At 72.7% G+C, this 16706-nt stretch carries 15 protein-coding genes and 1 pseudogene; 10 read left to right on the top strand and 6 right to left on the bottom strand.

The window, feature by feature from the left end:
- Positions 1-26 precede the first annotated feature (26 nt).
- The gene (locus tag ONA70_RS18165) at positions 27-887 is read right to left on the bottom strand and encodes an AfsR/SARP family transcriptional regulator (protein ID WP_265007636.1); all 861 of its coding nucleotides are present in this window, start codon (positions 885-887) and stop codon (positions 27-29) included.
- A gap of 319 nt (positions 888-1206) precedes the next feature.
- Here ONA70_RS18165 and ONA70_RS18160 point away from each other — a divergent pair, with 319 nt between their 5' ends.
- A complete protein-coding gene (locus ONA70_RS18160; protein ID WP_265007635.1) occupies positions 1207-6684 on the top strand; it encodes an RHS repeat-associated core domain-containing protein in 5478 nt (1825 codons plus the stop codon).
- 113 nt (positions 6685-6797) lie between these two features.
- Positions 6798-7979: a WD40/YVTN/BNR-like repeat-containing protein gene (locus ONA70_RS18155; protein ID WP_265007634.1), complete on the top strand. Its 1182-nt coding sequence runs from the start codon at positions 6798-6800 to the stop codon at positions 7977-7979.
- Between the two features lie 44 nt (positions 7980-8023).
- Here the strand turns inward: ONA70_RS18155 and ONA70_RS18150 are convergent, their stop codons facing one another.
- Positions 8024-8650, bottom strand: coding sequence for an NAD(P)-dependent oxidoreductase (locus tag ONA70_RS18150; RefSeq protein WP_265007633.1), 627 nt, complete (start codon positions 8648-8650; stop codon positions 8024-8026).
- A gap of 28 nt (positions 8651-8678) precedes the next feature.
- On the bottom strand, positions 8679-9077 hold the full coding sequence (locus ONA70_RS18145) for a nuclear transport factor 2 family protein (RefSeq protein ID WP_265007632.1): 399 nt from the start codon (positions 9075-9077) through the stop codon (positions 8679-8681).
- A 68-nt stretch (positions 9078-9145) separates the two neighbouring features.
- Here ONA70_RS18145 and ONA70_RS18140 point away from each other — a divergent pair, with 68 nt between their 5' ends.
- From ONA70_RS18140 to ONA70_RS36970, 4 genes and pseudogenes are all read left to right on the top strand, one after another.
- Positions 9146-9736, top strand: coding sequence for a TetR/AcrR family transcriptional regulator (locus ONA70_RS18140; RefSeq protein ID WP_265007631.1), 591 nt, complete (start codon positions 9146-9148; stop codon positions 9734-9736).
- Between the two features lie 156 nt (positions 9737-9892).
- Positions 9893-10405 (top strand): trehalase-like domain-containing protein, encoded by a 513-nt coding sequence (locus ONA70_RS18135; RefSeq protein WP_265007630.1) that lies wholly within the window; start codon positions 9893-9895, stop codon positions 10403-10405.
- Positions 10362-10991: pseudogene (locus ONA70_RS36975) on the top strand (glycoside hydrolase family 15 protein); the annotation flags it as partial. The gene ONA70_RS18135 and the pseudogene ONA70_RS36975, both read left to right, overlap by 44 nt.
- The gene (locus ONA70_RS36970) at positions 10922-11401 is read left to right on the top strand and encodes a glycoside hydrolase family 15 protein (RefSeq protein ID WP_406601209.1); all 480 of its coding nucleotides are present in this window, start codon (positions 10922-10924) and stop codon (positions 11399-11401) included. The pseudogene ONA70_RS36975 and the gene ONA70_RS36970, both read left to right, overlap by 70 nt.
- Positions 11402-11413: 12 nt before the next feature.
- Here the strand turns inward: ONA70_RS36970 and ONA70_RS18125 are convergent, their stop codons facing one another.
- Entirely contained in the window at positions 11414-11590 is a 177-nt protein-coding gene (locus ONA70_RS18125) for a hypothetical protein (protein WP_265007628.1), read from the bottom strand.
- 173 nt (positions 11591-11763) lie between these two features.
- Here ONA70_RS18125 and ONA70_RS18120 point away from each other — a divergent pair, with 173 nt between their 5' ends.
- From ONA70_RS18120 to ONA70_RS18110, 3 genes are read left to right on the top strand one after another with little or no spacing between them, the layout of a single operon-like run.
- The gene (locus ONA70_RS18120; RefSeq protein WP_265007627.1) at positions 11764-12663 is read left to right on the top strand and encodes an SPFH domain-containing protein; all 900 of its coding nucleotides are present in this window, start codon (positions 11764-11766) and stop codon (positions 12661-12663) included.
- 42 nt (positions 12664-12705) lie between these two features.
- On the top strand, positions 12706-13053 hold the full coding sequence (locus tag ONA70_RS18115; protein WP_265007626.1) for a PadR family transcriptional regulator: 348 nt from the start codon (positions 12706-12708) through the stop codon (positions 13051-13053).
- Positions 13050-14144 (top strand): hypothetical protein, encoded by a 1095-nt coding sequence (locus ONA70_RS18110; protein WP_265007625.1) that lies wholly within the window; start codon positions 13050-13052, stop codon positions 14142-14144. The genes ONA70_RS18115 and ONA70_RS18110 overlap by 4 nt, the downstream gene beginning before the upstream one ends.
- A gap of 111 nt (positions 14145-14255) precedes the next feature.
- Here ONA70_RS18110 and ONA70_RS18105 read toward each other — a convergent pair whose 3' ends face one another.
- A complete protein-coding gene (locus ONA70_RS18105) occupies positions 14256-15152 on the bottom strand; it encodes a hypothetical protein (RefSeq protein ID WP_265007624.1) in 897 nt (298 codons plus the stop codon).
- Positions 15149-15727 carry an RNA polymerase sigma factor ShbA gene (gene shbA / locus ONA70_RS18100; RefSeq protein ID WP_265007623.1) on the bottom strand — a complete coding sequence of 193 codons (579 nt, stop codon included), beginning with the start codon at positions 15725-15727 and terminating at the stop codon, positions 15149-15151. The genes ONA70_RS18105 and shbA overlap by 4 nt, the downstream gene beginning before the upstream one ends.
- A gap of 175 nt (positions 15728-15902) precedes the next feature.
- Here shbA and ONA70_RS18095 point away from each other — a divergent pair.
- Positions 15903-16706: ABC transporter ATP-binding protein (locus ONA70_RS18095; protein WP_265007622.1), on the top strand; the 804-nt coding region annotated here is incomplete at its 3' end.

The following is a 16706-nucleotide window of genomic DNA, read 5'->3' as shown; positions in this document are numbered from 1 at the left end:
GAGCCCGCCTCAGTGCCGTTAGCAGATCAGAACGGTGCTCCCGATTCTGGCCAGCTCGGCGGCGCAGGTGGGATGCCGATCGATGTCTTCTCGGCTGCGACCGGCCAGCTCCCCGGCCCGTCGGGAGTTGTCGCCGCGGCTGGTGCCATCAGGTCCGGGGACCGCTTGAGGATGGCCCGGTGCAGCGCCGACAGTCGCAGGTCCGGCTCGATCCCGAGTTCGTCGCGCAGGACCCCGCGCGCCTCGGTGAACGCGTGCAACGCCCCGACGGTGTCGCCACTGCGGTAGAGCGCCAGCATCAGTTGGGCCCACGGCCGCTCCCGCAGCGGGTGCTGGCGGAGGTGCTTGCGCAGCCCGACGACGACCTGTCGGTTGTGGCCCAGGTCCAGTCGGGCCTGTGCCAGGTCCTCCACCGCGATCAGTCGCTGGTCCTCGAGGTTGGCCAGATCCGCACTGAGCGCGGTGTTCGTGGGCAACCCTGGGACCGCTGGGCCGCGCCACAGAGCCAGCGATTGCGTCAGCAGCCGCTCCGCCGAGGCGGGCTCGCCCGCTTTCAGGGCCTGGTCGCCCTGGCTGGCCAACGTTTGGAAACTGCCGACATCCAGCTCGCCAGGCTGCAGGATCAGCTGGTAACCGCCGGCGTGGGCGACGATCCGGTCGCCGACGGTCCGCCGTAACGCACTGGCGTAGTTGCGCAGGTTCGCCGCCGCCGAGCGGGGCGGCTCGCCCGGCCAGACCGCGCCGGTGAGGTCGTTCATGTTGACTGGGCCGTCGTAGCTGAACGCCAGGGCGGCGAGCAACGCGATCTGCTTGACCGCCCGCAGACAGGTGGTGCGTCCGTTCCGGATCACCTCCACCGGCCCGAGCAGCCGAACGAACAGCGACATGGCAAGCCTCCCCGCAGGCCGGAATGTCGCGCCGAAAGTAGCCTCCAATATTGACGGATGCAAGAACATTAGGGGTGGCTTGAGGCGTTCGTCTCCTCGGACACTGTGACGAAACGCTGTGCGGTTCTTATGCGCTCCGTTGTGCGGGGCCGAACTACCTTCCCGCTAAACGACTTCCCCGGATCCGCCCGAACGGAGGCAGCCGTCGCCGGACGACCCGCGGAGGCCGGCGAGATATCGGACGTGCCGCCAGGCCCACCCCGCCCCTGCGTCCATCCGGGGCAGGGCGGCGGCACCGACCAGGGAAGCGGGGAGCTGCATGTCCGTCCTCACGTTGAGCCGCTGGTGGCGCGGCTCGCCACCAGCGTCGGCCTTCGTACGCCTGATGGCGGTCCTCGTCGTGGTGGGCACCGCCGCTGTGGCGACCCAGCCGCGGCCCGCCGCCGCCAAGCCGAAGCGACCGCACACAGTGCAGGCACCCGCCGGCCATGGTCCGGTCAACCGGCCGCTGCCGCGCGGCGTGACCGTCAACCACGGATACCCGAAGGGCGCCCGGCCGCCCGTCGTGCCCCCGGGGCTGCCCCCGGCCGGGCCGCAACGCAAACTGTCCGCACGGGACTGGGCGGCGGCACCGAGGCCCGCCGGGAAGAAGACCGCCAGCTCCATCCGGAGCACGACCTCGACGACGACCAGCGCGGCGCTCACCGGCAGCACCGGCGCCACCAACCTGATCCTGCGCTCGGGGTTCGACTTCAACGACACGTCGCTGGTCCTCTACTTCGACGCGGCCGACCCGGGCATCTCCGGCTGGCAGTCCTGGACCGCCACCGTCTACGACCCGGCCACCGGCGCCGCGCAGGACTCGCGGCAAATGCAGCCGTCGGACGCTGCGAAGTGCCAGGTGCCTGCCACCTACTGCCGCAGTTTCGGCTCGGGCGACGGCTGGTCGCTGGTCGGCGGCCACCAGTACTACGTGACCATCACCGTCACGTTCGCCGACGGCTCCCAGGTCACGTCGCCGGCGTCGGCGCAGGCGGCGGCGCGCACCACCAGCGACCCGCCGGCGGTGCCGACCGGGCAGCTGAGCGGCTGCGCCTGCACGGACGCGCTGTTCCGCACCAACGCCTGGCAGGTCGTCCGCGGTTCCGGAGTGGGCACCGCCAACGGCAGCTACACGGCCCGCTGGCCCGACCTGCAGCTGGCCGGCTACGGCGTCACCTTCAACGCCACCCGCACCTACTCCTCCGCCAACACCACCGCCGGCACGATGGGCATCGGCTGGTCGTGGACGTACGACATGAAGGTGATCCCGCCGGCCGCCGGCGAGACCTCGGTCACCGTACGCGCCGAGGACGGGGCGCAGGCCGTCTACACCGCCGGCGCCAACGGCACCTACACCGCGCCGCTGGGGGTGAGGTCGAGCCTCAGCGCCGTGTCGGGCGGCGGCTGGAAGCTGAGCACACCGGCCCACACCACGTACACCTTCGACGCCACCGGCCGGCTGACCTCCGTGCTGGACGCCCACGCCCACGGCGTCACGCTGGCGTGGACCGCGACTTCGGTGACCATCACCGACGCCGCCGGCCGGGTGGTCACCGGCACGCTCAGCTCCGGCCTGCTGACCAAGCTGGCGCTGCCGGACAAGCGCGCCGTCGTCTACAAGTACACCAACGGAATGCTGACGTCGGCGCAGGACGCCGCCGGCAACGTCTGGACCTTCGGCTACACCGATCAGCTGCTCACCGCGGTCGTCGACCCGCAGGCGCGGACCCAGCTCACCAACACCTACGCCAACGGCCGGGTCGTCAAGCAGGTGGACGCGTCCGGTGCGGCGACCACGTTCAGCTGGGACGCCGCCAAGCAGGAGTCAACCACCGTCGACGCCGACGGCGTGCCGTACTACGACGGGTACCGCGGCAACGTGTGGGTGTACTCGCAGAACGGCAACGGGGACACCACCAATCAGCGCTATGACCAGGAGATCAACCCGAACCTGATCGTCGACGCGCAGGGCAACCAGACCGCCAGCGGCTACGATGGCGCGCACAACCTGCTGTCAATGACCGCACCGGACCCGTTCAACTTCCAGGTCAGCAACGGCTTCGACACCCGGAACAATCTGACCACCCACACCGACGCGCTGGGCAAGGTCTCCCGGTTCGGCTACACCGCCACCGACGAGATCAATTCGATCGTCGCCCCCGCCGGGGACAGCACCACCCTCACCTATGACAGTCGCGGCCTGGTCACCAAGATGACCGACGGGCGGGGCAGGAGCACCACCCTAGGGTACGACGCCGCCGGCAACCTGACCTCCCAGACTAGCCCGCTGGGTGAGGTAACCACCTACACCTACGACCAGTCCGGGCGGCTGCTGACCAAGGTGGACCCGCGGGGCAACGTCGCCGGGGCCAACGCCTCCTACTTCACCACCACCTACACCTACGACGACCTCGACCGGGTCGTGGCCGTGCTGTCCCCCCGCAAGGCCCACGCCAGCACCGTCACCTACGACAACCTCGGCCAGGTGACGGCGACCGCCGACCCGCTCGGGCACAGCACCAGCTACACCTACGACACCGTCATCGGTCGCACGCTGACCATCACCGACGTCAACGGCGGGGTCATCCGGTACACCTACACCGCCGCCGGGCGGCAGGCCTCGGTCACCGACCAGGTCGGCGCCAAGACCACCATGACCTACGACAGTCGCGGCAACATCGCGACGGTGACCTCCCCGGGCGGCAACGTGCCCGGCGCGAACCCGGCCGACTACACCACCACCTACACCTTCGACTTCAACGGCAACCGCGTCCGCACGAGCCACCCCTATCCCGGCGGTGGCACGGTCACCACGGACCTGACCTACGACCAGCTCAACCGGGCCACCTCGCGCACCGACCCGCTCGGCAACAAGATCGTCACGGGCTACGACAACAACAGCAACGTCACCTCCACGGCCGACCCACTGGGCGGCACCACCACCGTCACCTACGACGACGACGGGCGGCCGACCGCCGTCACCGCGCCCGGCGGCGGAGGCAGCAGCCGGGCCTACGACGACAACGGCAACGTCACCAGGTCGACCTCGGTCAGCGGCGGGGTGACCACCTACACCTACGACGACGACAACCGGGTCAGCACCGTGGTCGACCCGCGCGGCAACGTCGATGGCGCCAACCCGGCCGACTACACCGTGCGCTACAGCTACGACCAGGTCGGCAACCTCACCGCCGTCACCGACCAGCTCGGCCGCAGCACCACCTTCGCGTACGACTCCAACAACCGCGTCACCAGCGGCACCGACGCCAACGGGCACGTCACCAGCTACAAGTACCTCGACGACGACACCCTCCAGTCGGTCGTCGGGCCGGACGGCAACACCAAGCTGGCCACCGTCTACTCCTACGACAACGCCGGCAACGTGCTCTCCCGCACCGACGCGCGGGGCAACACGCGCTTCACCTACGACCACCTCGGCCGCGTCACCGACGTCAAGGACCCGCTCAACCGGGACACCCTGTTCAGCTACGACGTCGAGGGCAACTTGACCCAGACGGTGGCGCCGGGCGGCACGGACGTCAGCACCCGGACCACCAGCTACAGCTACGACATCCTCAACCGGCTCACCCGGCGGGACCAGGCCGCCGGCGCGCTGGTGCACAACTTCGGCTACGACGCGAACGACCGCCTCACCAGCCTGGCCGACCCGACCGGCGTGCGCACCCAGGGCTACGACAGCCTGGGCCGGCTCACCAGCGTCAGCCGGGCCGGACAGACCTTCACCTACGGCTACGACGCCGACGGCAACGTCAACTCTCGTACCTGGCCGGACGGCACGGCCCTCACCAGCACCTGGTCCACGGCGGGCAAACTGCAGAGCCTGACCGCCCAGGGTGGCGCCGCCGGTGCCACCGCCGCCCGGTACGACTTCAGCTACGACCCCTCCGGCCGGCTGACCCGCACCACCTACCCGACGACCAACCACATGGTCACCGACCGGGCCTACGACCGCGCCGGCCGGCTGTCCGACCTGAACAGCCACACCGACGCGGGCACCCTGGCCCGCTTCCAGGTCACCCGGGACCCGGTGGGCAACCCGACCGGCGTCACCACCACCCGCGGGAACACCAGCCAGCACGTCGCGTACACCTACGATGCCTTCGACCGGCTCACCGCGGCGTGCATCGGGCCCGACTGCGGCACCTCCGCCACCGGCAAGATCGCCTACAGCTACGACGGAGTCGGCAACCGCCTGTCCCAGACCCTCTCGGGCAGCGCGGGCAACACCCAGACCAGCTACACGTACGACTCGGCCAGCCAGCTCACCGGTGCCACGGTCAGCGGGCCCAGCGGTACCACCAGCACCGCCTACGCCTACGATCCATCCGGCAACCTGACCCAGGCCGGCGGCAACACCTTCGCCTACAACCTCGACCACACGCTCGCCGCGTCCACCGTCGGTGGCATCACCACCAACTACGCCTACGACGCCCAGGGCATCCAGCTCTCGGCGAGCACCACCACGGCCGATGGCGTCCAGACCCGTACCTGGCAGACCGACCTGAACATGTCCCTGCCGCAACTGGTCGAGTCCAGCACCACCAGCGGCGGCACCACCAGCACACAGGGCTACCTGACCAACCCGGCCGACGGAACCGCATTGGGCCTGCTCTCCGGCGGCCAGGTCAACCCGTACGCCCTGGACACCGTGCACGGCGTCGCCGCCGTCGTCGACCCGCAGGGCGCCACGGCGGCCGCCTACGACTACGACCCGTTCGGCAACGCCCGCAGCGACGGCACCGCCGCCGGGACCAGCTCCACCGTCGCCAACCCGATGCGGTTCGCCGGCGCCTACCAGGACTCGACGCTCGGCAACCAGTACTCCATGCTGGCCCGCGCGTACGATCCCGGCACCGGCCGCTTCAACGGCGTGGACCCGGTGTCACCGTCGATCCGGCAACCGGCGGTCAGCCCGTACGCGTACGTCGGTGACCGACCCACCAATTACCGCGACCCGTCCGGGGCCGCGCCCTGCAGCAGCAACAATTACCACGACAACGCCCAACTGCTGGCGCTGGACCTGTTCGCGGTGCGCTACGGCCACACCAACGTCTACGGCGACTGCCCCGGCTGGCGGTACTGGCAGGGCGTGCCGGGCCGGATCTCGCTGGGCACCACCCAGCCGGTGTCGAACCCGGACATCCTCATCCACGCGCCCGGCACCACCCTGCTCTACGAGGTGAAGCCGGCTGCCGACCAGTTCGCCGAGATCAAGCCGGGCTCGGGCTACCGCGGCGACAACAACGCCAACCAGATGCTGCGGTACATCTTCGCCCTGACCTTCGACAGCACCGGGCGGTTCCCGAACCCGCAGCCGGGGCCGAACATCGTCCCGGCCTCGCGGACCAACGCGGACGGCACCACCACGACGATCTTCTCCGGGGTCGACTGGAACAAGTTCGTCGGCTACGCCCGGCCGGACCTGCGCAACGCCGGCATCATCTACTACATCACCAAGCGGCCTCGGAGGATCCCGACTCCGACGCCGCCGCCGATTCCGCCAGGCGGTGGCCGGGCCGACAACGGCCAGAAGGAGGAGCCGCGCAACCAGCCGACCAAGGCCCCGACCGACGACCCGGTCGTCAGCACCGCCGGGCAGGAGATCCTGGAGGGGGTGCTGGTGGCGGTGGCCGTCGTGGCGGTCGTCGCGCTCGCCATCATCCTGCTGCCCGAGGAGATCGTGGCGGGGGCGATAGCCGGGGTGGGTGCCCTGGCCGCCTGGGCCTTCGGCTGACCCGCGCCCCCGGACGACCGGCCCGGTCGTCCGGGGGCCTTACCCTGCGAAGGTCCCCGGGCGGTCCACGGGCCGCCCGGGGACTCTCCCACGACCGACGGAAAGGCACAGCGGTGGAGGAACTGTCCCGGTGGCGGCCGGAGGCGACGACCGGCCGCCCGGCGCGGGTGACCACGCCGGCGACCGCGCCCACGACGTCAGGGCTGGCGGTGGGCCGCACAGCGTTCGCCGCGCCCACCGCCGGCTGGGTGTGTCTCGGTGGACCGACCGACCATGTGCTGATGCACACCGGCGACGGCGGCGCCACGTGGCAGCCGCGCCTGTCCTGGCGCGGACAGCAGATCGGCCCCGTCACCGCCTTCGACGACGAGCGGGCGGCCGTGATCCTCGGGCTGTGGCCACCGCACACCGAGGTCAACGGCCGCCCCGTCGACGCGGACGGCCCGGTCGCGCTGGCCGCAGGTACGGACGACGGTGGCGCCACCTGGACGCTGAGCCCGCCGCTGGATCCGCACGGCTTCATGGGGATGTGCCACTTCCTCGCCCCGCATCGGCTTCGGCTGCCGTCCCGACCCCTCCGGTACGACGAACCCTGGCGGCTGGCCGGCACCGACGACGGCGGTGCGACCTGGACGTCGACCGCCGGCCCCGACGGGCTTCCCTTCCTCCAAGCAGCCTTCACCACCGACCGGGACGGCCTGCTCGTCACCATCGACCGCCGGCGCGCCGACATCCTGTGGACCACCCGCGACGGCGGCGAGACCTGGAGCCGCACCCCGCTGCCCGCGCCGCCCAAGGTGCCCGCCCACGCCACTACCTGGCTGATTCCCATGGTCCAGCCCGGCCGCCCGGCCCTGCTGCTCCTCCGCGCCGAACGGCACAACCAGACCCCCGCCCCATGGGCGGGCACCTACGCCTACCTCGACGTCGGTGGATCCTGGGCCGGGCCGTACCGGCTGCCGATGACCCCCAGCGGCCTGGACATCGGTGTGGCCGGTCCGGACGGGCGGTTCTGGGCGGCGGCCGGGCACGACCTGTGGGACGCCGACGACCTGGCCGGACCGTGGCGGCACCGCAGCGTGCCGCTACGGGCCGAGCACCTGCGGGCCGACGCCTGGGACCCGACCCTGGCGCCCCTTCCCACCACCGAGGTCGTCGCCGACATCGCCCCGGTCGGCGCCGGGGTGCTGTGGTTGACCAGCACGCACGGCGCGGGCCTGGGCGGCGTACCGAGCGGGCGGCTGTTCCGCAGCGACGACGACGGCGACACCTGGACCGAGCTGACCGTCGGCTGACGCCGGTCAGGGCGGGTCCCCGTCCGCCGCGTCGATCACCCGGCTCAGTAGGCGATCGCGACCACCCGCCCCGCCGGCGAGTCGACACAGCGCAGCAGGAAGTCGGCCAGGTCGGCGCGGGACAGGCGCAGCCCGCCCCGCACATTGCGGTCGACCGCCGTGCGGTACCTGCCGGTGCCCGGCGCGTCGCTCAGCCGGGGTGGGCGCACCAGCGTCCAGTCGAGCCCGCTGCCCCGGACGATCGCCTCGGTTCGGCGCATGTCGGCGAACGAGTGGCGCAGCAGCCTGGACAGCAGCGGCTTGAGCAGGAACCGGACCACCGGTCCATCGCCGTCGGTGGTGTGCCCGGCCGCGGTGACCACGACCAGTCGGCGTACCTCGGTCTCCCGCATCGCCGCCACGATGGTGGCGGTGGCGTCGCTGCGGACGGTGGTCGGGCCGCGGACCGTGCCGGGGCCGAGCAGCGACACGACGGTGTCGCAGTCCCGGACGGCGGCGGCCACCGCGGCCGGGTCCGTGACGTCCGCCGGCACCACGGTGACGTCGGGGGAGACGGCGCCGAGCCGCGCCGGGTCGCGGACGACAGCGACGACCTGATGGCCCGCGGCGGCGGCCCGCTCGACGAGCAGCCGGCCGGTACCCCCGCTGGCGCCGAACACCGCGATCCTCACGGGCCGGTCCTCCCGTCGGCCGGGCGCGTCACCGGTCGTCCTCGGCGCCGACGACGCGGGTGAGCTGGTCGATCCGGCGGAGCCGGCCGTCCGGCGCCAATTGGCCGAACATGTGGATCTCGGTGACCACGTGGCGGCCGCGCGCCAGGGCGATCAGCGTGTAACGGGCCGCCACCCGGTCGCCGCAGACCAGGGCGTCGTGCACGTCGACCTCGCACTGGGTCACCGTCCGGCGGACCGGCCGGGCGTGTGCCGCCAGGCGTTCCCGGTCCAGGTGCAGTCCGTCGCTGTACCAGGCGATGTCGGGGGTGTGGTAGCGGTCCGTGACCATACCCGGTTCCTCGTCGCCGAACGCGATCTCCTGCACGTACGTCCGCAGGTAGCCCGCCAGGTCGTCGCGGGGGACGGGGAATGTCTCCGTTCGCATGGCGCCCCTTCGATCGTTAGGTCCGACAGTGATGTCAAGGCTAGGAGTCTTGGGTAGCCTTGACAACCGTGTCAGAGCAAAATTTTCCCGAGCGGCGCCGACGCGTCCGCGCCGAGGCCCGTCGCAGCGTCTCGGCCATCCTCGACGCCGCCGTCCAGGTGCTCCGGGAGCGGCCGCAGGCCACCGTGGAGGACATCGCCACCGCCGCCGGCCTGTCCCGGCAGACCGTCTACGCGCACTTCCCGTCCCGGGACGCGCTCGTCGCCGCCGTCTACCAGCGGATGACCGACGAGGTCCTCGCCGCCCTCGACGAGGCGCGCCTCGACGAGGGGCCGGCGCCGGAGGCGTTGCTGCGCCTGCTCCGGGTGAGCTGGGGGGCCTTCGATCGCTACCCCGCGCTCCCACCGCCGCCCGGCGCGGCCGACGTCGAGCTGCACCAGCCGATCTTCGACCGGCTCACCCGGCTCATCGTCCGGGGCCAGCGGGCCGGCGAGTTCGACCCCGACGCGGCACCCGGCTGGCTCTTCGCCGCGACGGTCGCGCTCGGCCACGCCGGCTGGGCCGAAGTGGCCGCCGGGCGGATGTCCGCCGCCGACGCGGCCGACGCGGTGCAGGCCGGCATCCTGCGGGTGTACGGGGCGAAGCAGCCGACCGCCTGACCGCGGTACGCCTCAGCGGCCGTGGGATGAGGGACTCCGCGCAGGTGACGTCCCGGGCCCGGCCGGTGCGCGGAATCGGTCCGCCAGCGCGTTTTCCGGCTTCCGGCCCGGGGTAGCGACCTCCACGGTGCACATTTCGACTGAGAGGAGGTCCCCGTGCCGCGTCCGATCGAGGACTACGCCGTCCTCGGTGACCTGCACACCGCCGCGCTGGTCGGCCGGGACGGCTCGGTCGACTGGCTCTGCCTGCCCCGCTTCGACTCGCCGGCCTGCTTCGCCGCCCTGCTCGACGACGAGGAGGCCGGCCACTGGCGCATCGCCCCGGCCGGCGGCGGCCCGGCCACCCGCCGCCGCTATCGCGACGACACCCTGATCCTGGAATCCGAATGGGACACCCCGGACGGCACCGTGCGGGTGGTGGACTGCATGCCGCCGCGCGAGCGGACCACCGACGTGGTCCGCGTCGTGGAGGGGCTATCCGGGCGGGTGCCGATGCGGATGGAGCTGCGACTGCGCTTCGACTACGGGCACATCGTGCCCCTGGGTCCGCCGACACGGCCGGGACCTCGCCGCGGTCGCCGGCCCGGACGCGGCCTGGCTGCGCACCGACGTCCCGCTACGCGGCGTGGACCGGTCCACCGTCGCCGAGTTCACCGTCGCCGCGGGTGAACGGGTGCCGTTCGTGCTCACCTGGCAGCCCTCCCACCGGCCCGCGCCCACCCCGGTCGACGCGGCGCACGCGATCGCCGGCACCGAACGGTACTGGCGGGAGTGGATCAGCCGCTGCGCGTACGACGGGCGCTGGCCGGACGCGGTGCGCCGGGCGCTGATCACCCTCAAGGCGCTCACCTACGCGCCCACCGGCGGCATCCTTGCCGCCGCGACCACCTCACTGCCCGAGCAGCTCGGCGGGCCACGCAACTGGGACTACCGCTACTGCTGGCTGCGCGACGCGACGTTCACCCTCCAGGCGCTGCTCGGCACCGGGTACGTCGCCGAGGCCAAGGCGTGGCGGGAGTGGCTGCTGCGCGCGATCGCCGGCGACCCGGCCGACCTGCAGATCATGTACGCCCTGGACGGTACCCGGCGCATCCCCGAGCAGACCCTCGACTGGCTCGGCGGCTACGCCGGCTCCGCCCCGGTGCGGATCGGCAACGCCGCCGCCGAGCAGTTGCAGCTCGACGTGTGGGGCGAGGTGCTCGACGGCCTCCAGCTCGGCCGGGAGGCCGGCATCGCCGCCACCGAGGAGGCCTGGGACGTGCAGCGTGCCCTGCTCGACTTCCTCGAGGGCAACTGGCGCCAGCCCGACAACGGCCGTTCCTGCTGCGCTACCGGCCCGAGCACGACGACCACGTCGACGGGCTGCCCGGCGGCGAGGGCGCCTTCCTGGCCTGCACCTTCTGGCTGGTCGACGCCCTGCACAACACCGGCCGTGGCCAGGCGGCGGAGGAGACCTTCACCCGGCTGCTCGACCTGCGCAACGACGTGGGCCTGCTCAGCGAGGAGTACGACCCGGCAGCCGGCCGGCAGCTCGGCAACACCCCGCAGGCGTTCAGCCTGGTCGGGCTGGTCAACTCGGCGCGCCAGCTCAGCGGGGCCAGCACCCGCACCTCGGCGTCCGGTGCCGAGCAGCGCACCCCGGCCCAGCGGCAACCGACCGCGTAGGCCGGCTGTTGCTCAGCGCGGCTCGGGCCGGCCGTGGCGCGGGTGGATCAGCCCCTCGGCGAGGCCCTCGATGGTCTGGGCCAGGTAGTCGAAGTCGGGCACGGCGACTCGCTCCGCGCGTTCGTGCAGGTTCGCCGCGGTGACCGTCTCATCGATCCGAGCGACCTCGTGCCGTCCGTCGCGTTCCATGACTGCCTCCCTCATGGCGGGGCGGCGCTGCCCGGCAGCGCCGTCAAGTGATCCCGTGCACATACCAATCATTGCACCGTGCAACCGCCGATACCAGCCGGCCAGGCGTGAAACCCCGCGCAGCGGGTAGGCGCGGCGCCGGGAGGCGGGTGCCTCCGGGATCGAGGGGGACCATGGCAGCCGCCATCATCGCGCCGGTCATCGTCGTCGTGCTCGCGCTGCTCGTGCTGTCGTTGAGCGTCCGGCTGGTGCAGCAGTTCCAACGGGGTGTGGTGTTCCGGTTCGGCCGGGTGCTGGAGCGCATCCGGCAGCCCGGCTTCCACCTGATCATCCCGGTCGCCGACCGGATGGTCCGGGTCAGCATGCAGACCACGGTGATCGGGGTCCCCGCGCAGGGTGTCATCACCCGGGACAACGTCACCCTCACCGTCGACGCGGTCGTCTACTACCGGGTGGTGGACCCGGTCAAGGCGCTGGTCAACGTCCATGACTACCCGTCGGCCGTGCTCCAGGTGGCGCAGACCGCGTTGCGCTCGGTGATCGGCAAGGCCGATCTCGACACCCTGCTACGGGACCGCGACCGGATCAACGCCGAGCTGAAGGCGGTCATCGACGCGCCCACCGAGAAGCCGTGGGGCCTGCTCATCGAACGGGTCGAGGTCAAGGACGTGGCGCTGCCCGAGGGGATGAAGCGCTCGATGTCCCGCCAGGCCGAGGCCGAGCGGGAACGGCGGGCCCGGGTGATCGCCGCCGACGGCGAGTTCCAGGCGTCCCGGCGGCTGGCCGACGCGTCCCGGACGATGGCGAACACGCCGGGGGCGTACCAACTGCGCCTGCTGCAGACGGTGGTGGACGTCGCCGCCGAGAAGAACAGCACTCTGGTCATGCCGTTCCCGGTGGAGCTGCTGAAGTTCTTCAGCGCGTACACCGAGGGCGCCAGACGGCAGCCGGCGGGGGCACCTGGTGGGCCGGGGCCGACCGAGCAGGCCACCCCGGTCGGGCCGGTGCTCGGCCCGGTCACCGAGAGCGTGGCGGCGGCGGCCGAGGGGGACGGGCACCGACGCGAGCAGTGACGGGGCGGCGCATATACCTGTTGCCGGTATATTCTTCCCCGTATGACTGACAGTCCGCTGCGGGAACCCACGTTCCTGGTGCTCACCGCGCTGGCCGAGACGCCCCAGCACGGGTACGCCGTCATCGAGGACGTGCTGCGCATCTCCGACGGCCGGGTCCGGCTGCGCGCCGGCACCCTCTACGCCGTCCTCGACCGGCTGCGCGCCGACGGCCTCATCGAGGTCGACCGCGAGGAGGTGGTGCAGTCCCGGCTGCGCCGCTACTACCGCCTCACCGCGCTCGGCGCGACCCGGCTCGCCGCCGAGGTCGACCGGCTGCGCCGCCACGCCGACGCCGCCGGCAGGCGGCTGCGCCGCGCCGGCCTGCTCCCCGAGGGAGGGCCGGCATGAGTGAGCGGAGCGAGCGAACCGAGAACCGGTTGGAGCGCCGCTACCGCCGGCTGCTCGCTGTCTACCCCTGGGAACACCGGCGGGCGTACGAGGAGGAGATGCTCGCCGTTCTGCTCGCCGGGGCACGGCCCGGGCAGACCCGCCCGGACGGCGGGGACGCGGTCAACCTGATCGCCGCCGGACTGCGCGCCCGGGTGCGGGTGGGCGTCCGCGGGCTCACCGAGCCGGCCTGGGCCGACGCGGGGGCCGTCACCGGCGTGCTGGTGGCGCTGGTGCTGTGCGCCGCCGCCGGCAGCAGCCTCCTCGACCAGGTCCTGCGCGACCCGTCCCTCCCGCCGCCGGTGCAGCCCGTCGGCCCCGATCTGGTCGACTGGCTGCGGCTGGTCGGCTGGGCCGCCGTCACGGTCACCGCGCTGGCCGGCCTGCGGTGGGTGTCCGCCGGCCTGGCCTGGGCGGGTGTCGCCGGTTGGGTCGCGCTCGTCGCCCCGGGGGTCGTCGACCAGCCGACGTACGTGATCGACACCCTGCCGCAGTTCGCGTTTGCCGTGGTGGGGGCCGCGGCGCTCACCCTGCCGGCGTCGCCGCGGCGGACGACCGCGGTGCTGGGCGCGTGGCGGCTGGCGGCCATGGTGGCCGGTCCGGCGGTGGCGGTGGCGTTGCTGGCGCTGAACCGGATCACCAGACCGCCGTTCGATCGGACCGACGGCACCGTGACCTACCGGAGCTTCCACGGGCTGGAGGCCGCGAGTGAATCGGCCATCTGGCTCTACCTCGCCGGCCTCGCCGGCGCCGCCCTGGCCGTCCTGGTCGGCCTGGCCACGCTCGCCCCACCGGTCCGTCGGCGGGTCGTCGTCCTGCTGGCACCGGTCGGCGCGCTCGCCCTGGCGATCGACACCGCGCTGGCCGGCTGGGCCGCGTCCACCGTGCACATGGGACACGCCATCCCGCTGGTGCCGGCCCAGTGGGCGATGCTGGTGCTCGTGCCGCTGGTGACCTTCCTGGCCGGGGTGATGCTGGTGCGCCGGCGGGAGGAGACGCTGCGCATGGTCGCCCTGGGCCGGGCCGCCGACCGACAGGGTCCGACCGCCTGAGCGCGGCCGGGCGGTGGTGGTTCCGGCCGCCACCGCCCGGCCGCGCCGCGTTCGTGGCTGTGCGCGGTACCGGCCTGGTCGGACCCGAGAAGGCCGGACACGGCTCGGCAGTCAGTCGAGCAGCCCGCCGGTGGGCAGTGGCAGGCCCGGCAGCGGCGACAAGGACGGCAGCGGCAGCGAGGGCAGCGGCAGCAGCGGGCCAGGGCTGCCCGGTGAGCTGCCCGGCGCGGGGGAGGTGGCCGCGCCCGAGGGCCGGGGCGCCGGCGCTTCGCCCGCCGATGTCGGACGGGTGGCCGGCGTCGACGGCCGGGTGGCGGGCGCGGGTGACGCGGGCGCGGCCGATGGCACCGGTGCCGGCCCGGCCGCGGCGAGGTCCCGGGTGAGTGCGTCGAGTTCGGCGCGCAGCCGGGCGGCGGTGGCCGGGTCGGTGATGTCGGCGAGTTCCCGGCGGGCCTGCGCGACGAGCTGTCCGGCCTCGTCCGGGCGGCCGGCGTCGAGCGCGGCCCGGGCCCGGGTGATCAGGTCCTCGACGTCACGCACCTCCGCCTGCTGCGGGTACAGCACCCTGGTCAGCGACCACAGCGGGCTGCCCGGCCCGGCGCTGCGGCTGCTCACGCCGAGGCCGGCAGCCAGGGCGAGCAGCGCGACTCCGGCCGCCGCGAGGCGTACCGCCCAGGGTCGGTGCCGGCGGGCCGCCCGGGCGCGCAGCGGGATCGGTGCCTCGACATCGCGGTCCGCTTCCGGCGCCGGTAGCGGGGCGGAACCGGCGGCGGTCGGCTGCCCGGCTCCCGGTGCGGCGGGATCAGCGTCCGGCACCGCCTGCCGCAGCTCGGGTGGGGCGGGGAGGTCGTCGGCGAGGTCGGCGTGCCAGGCGGCCAGCAGCGCGGCCACCGAGTCGCCGGCCGGGGCCGGCTCGCCGTGGCCCAGGGCGTCGAGCAGCAGGCCGTCGCGGGCGAGGATGTCCAGATCCATCGCCTCGTCGCCGCCGCCGGGCGTGCGCTCGCTCATGCCGCCACCTCGTCAAGGGAACCGTCGGCAAGGGTACGGAGCCGGGCCAGCGCCCGGGACTGGGCCATCCGCACGGCGGCCGCGGTCATCCCGACGATCGCGCCCACCTCGTCGGCGGAGAGGCCCACCGCGACGCGGAGCAGGATGATCTCGCGCTGCGCGTCGGGCAGCCGGTCCAGCAGTGCCGACAGGCGCCGGGCCAGGTCGGTCGAGACCGCCTGCTGCTCGGGCCCGGGTGCGGCGTCGGGCCGTTCGAGGGGAGCGTCGGTGGGCGTGACGGCCGCGTCCCGGACGGCGGCGCGCTGCGCGTCCGCGACCTTGTGCGCCGCGATGCCGTACACGAACGCGGCGAACGGGACGCCCTGATCGCGGTAGCGGTTCAGCGACCGCAGGACCGCCAGGCACACCTCCTGCGCCACGTCGTCGGCGGTGGTGTACGCCCCGCCGACCCGGCCCAGTCGGGCCCGGCAGTAACGCACGAGGCCCGGGTGCACCTCGGTGAGCAGCGCCGCCATCGCCGTCCGGTCACCCTGGACAGCGTTGCGGACGAGCTCTGGATCGACTGCTCGGATCATGGGGTTGCGAGGCACCTTCGTTACCGACGGGTCAACCGCACCGTACTGAAGCCGGATGGTTTCCGCACCTATTGCATTGGGTAGCGGACCAACGCCGCAACGAAGTCGACGAGAACGTGTTGCGAACGGGCGCGCCCCTGCGATGTCTCTGTCGAAAGAGGCGATGGGAGGGTCGATGGGCGTCGAGGTGGCCGTGCACGGGCTGACCAAGTCCTTCGGTGGTCAGCCCGTCTGGTCCGACATCACCCTGACCCTGCCGGCGGGGGAGATCTCCGTCCTGCTGGGGCCGTCCGGTACGGGCAAGTCCGTGTTCCTGAAGACGCTCGTCGGCCTGCTGCGGCCCGACCGTGGAGCCATCCTGATCGAGGGCAAGGACCTGCCCCGGCTGTCCGAACGCGAGCTGTACGAGATCCGCAAGCTGTTCGGCGTGCTGTTCCAGGACGGCGCCCTGTTCGGCTCGATGAACATCTACGACAACGTGGCCTTCCCGCTGCGCGAGCACACCCGCAAGTCCGAGTCGCAGATCCGGGCCGTGGTCAACGAGAAGCTCGACATGGTCGGCCTGGTCGGGGCGGAGAAGAAGCTGCCCGGCGAGATCTCCGGCGGCATGCGCAAGCGGGCCGGCCTGGCCCGGGCGCTGGTCCTCGACCCGCAGATCATCCTCTTCGACGAGCCGGACTCCGGGCTGGACCCGGTCCGCACCGCCTACCTCAACCAGCTCATCATCGACCTCAACCAGCGCACCGAGGCGACGTTCCTGATCGTCACCCACGACATCAACACGGCCCGCACGGTGCCGGACAACATCGGCATGATCTACCACGGGCACCTGGCCATGTTCGGGCCCCGGGAGATGCTGCTGTCCAGCACCGAACCGGTGGTCCGGCAGTTCCTCAACGCCCAGCGGATCGGCCCGATCGGCATGGCCGAGGAGAAGGACGCCGAGGAGCTCGCCGCCGAGGCGGAGTCCGGCGTGGAA

Source organism: Micromonospora yasonensis (assembly GCF_026013475.1).
GTDB lineage: Bacteria > Actinomycetota > Actinomycetes > Mycobacteriales > Micromonosporaceae > Micromonospora > Micromonospora yasonensis.
The sequence above is the reverse complement of the archived record's forward strand: the minus strand, read 5'-3'. Positions and strand labels throughout refer to the sequence as shown.

Coding starts and splice junctions, on each gene's coding strand:
- ONA70_RS18165 (WP_265007636.1), bottom strand. CDS start 887: ATGTCGCTGTTCGTTCGGCTGCTCGGGCCGGTGGAGGTGATCCGGAAC.
- ONA70_RS18120 (WP_265007627.1), top strand. CDS start 11,764: ATGGCAGCCGCCATCATCGCGCCGGTCATCGTCGTCGTGCTCGCGCTG.
- ONA70_RS18105 (WP_265007624.1), bottom strand. CDS start 15,152: ATGAGCGAGCGCACGCCCGGCGGCGGCGACGAGGCGATGGATCTGGAC.
- ONA70_RS18125 (WP_265007628.1), bottom strand. CDS start 11,590: ATGGAACGCGACGGACGGCACGAGGTCGCTCGGATCGATGAGACGGTC.
- ONA70_RS18110 (WP_265007625.1), top strand. CDS start 13,050: ATGAGTGAGCGGAGCGAGCGAACCGAGAACCGGTTGGAGCGCCGCTAC.
- ONA70_RS18145 (WP_265007632.1), bottom strand. CDS start 9,077: ATGCGAACGGAGACATTCCCCGTCCCCCGCGACGACCTGGCGGGCTAC.
- ONA70_RS18160 (WP_265007635.1), top strand. CDS start 1,207: ATGTCCGTCCTCACGTTGAGCCGCTGGTGGCGCGGCTCGCCACCAGCG.
- ONA70_RS18115 (WP_265007626.1), top strand. CDS start 12,706: ATGACTGACAGTCCGCTGCGGGAACCCACGTTCCTGGTGCTCACCGCG.
- shbA (WP_265007623.1), bottom strand. CDS start 15,727: ATGATCCGAGCAGTCGATCCAGAGCTCGTCCGCAACGCTGTCCAGGGT.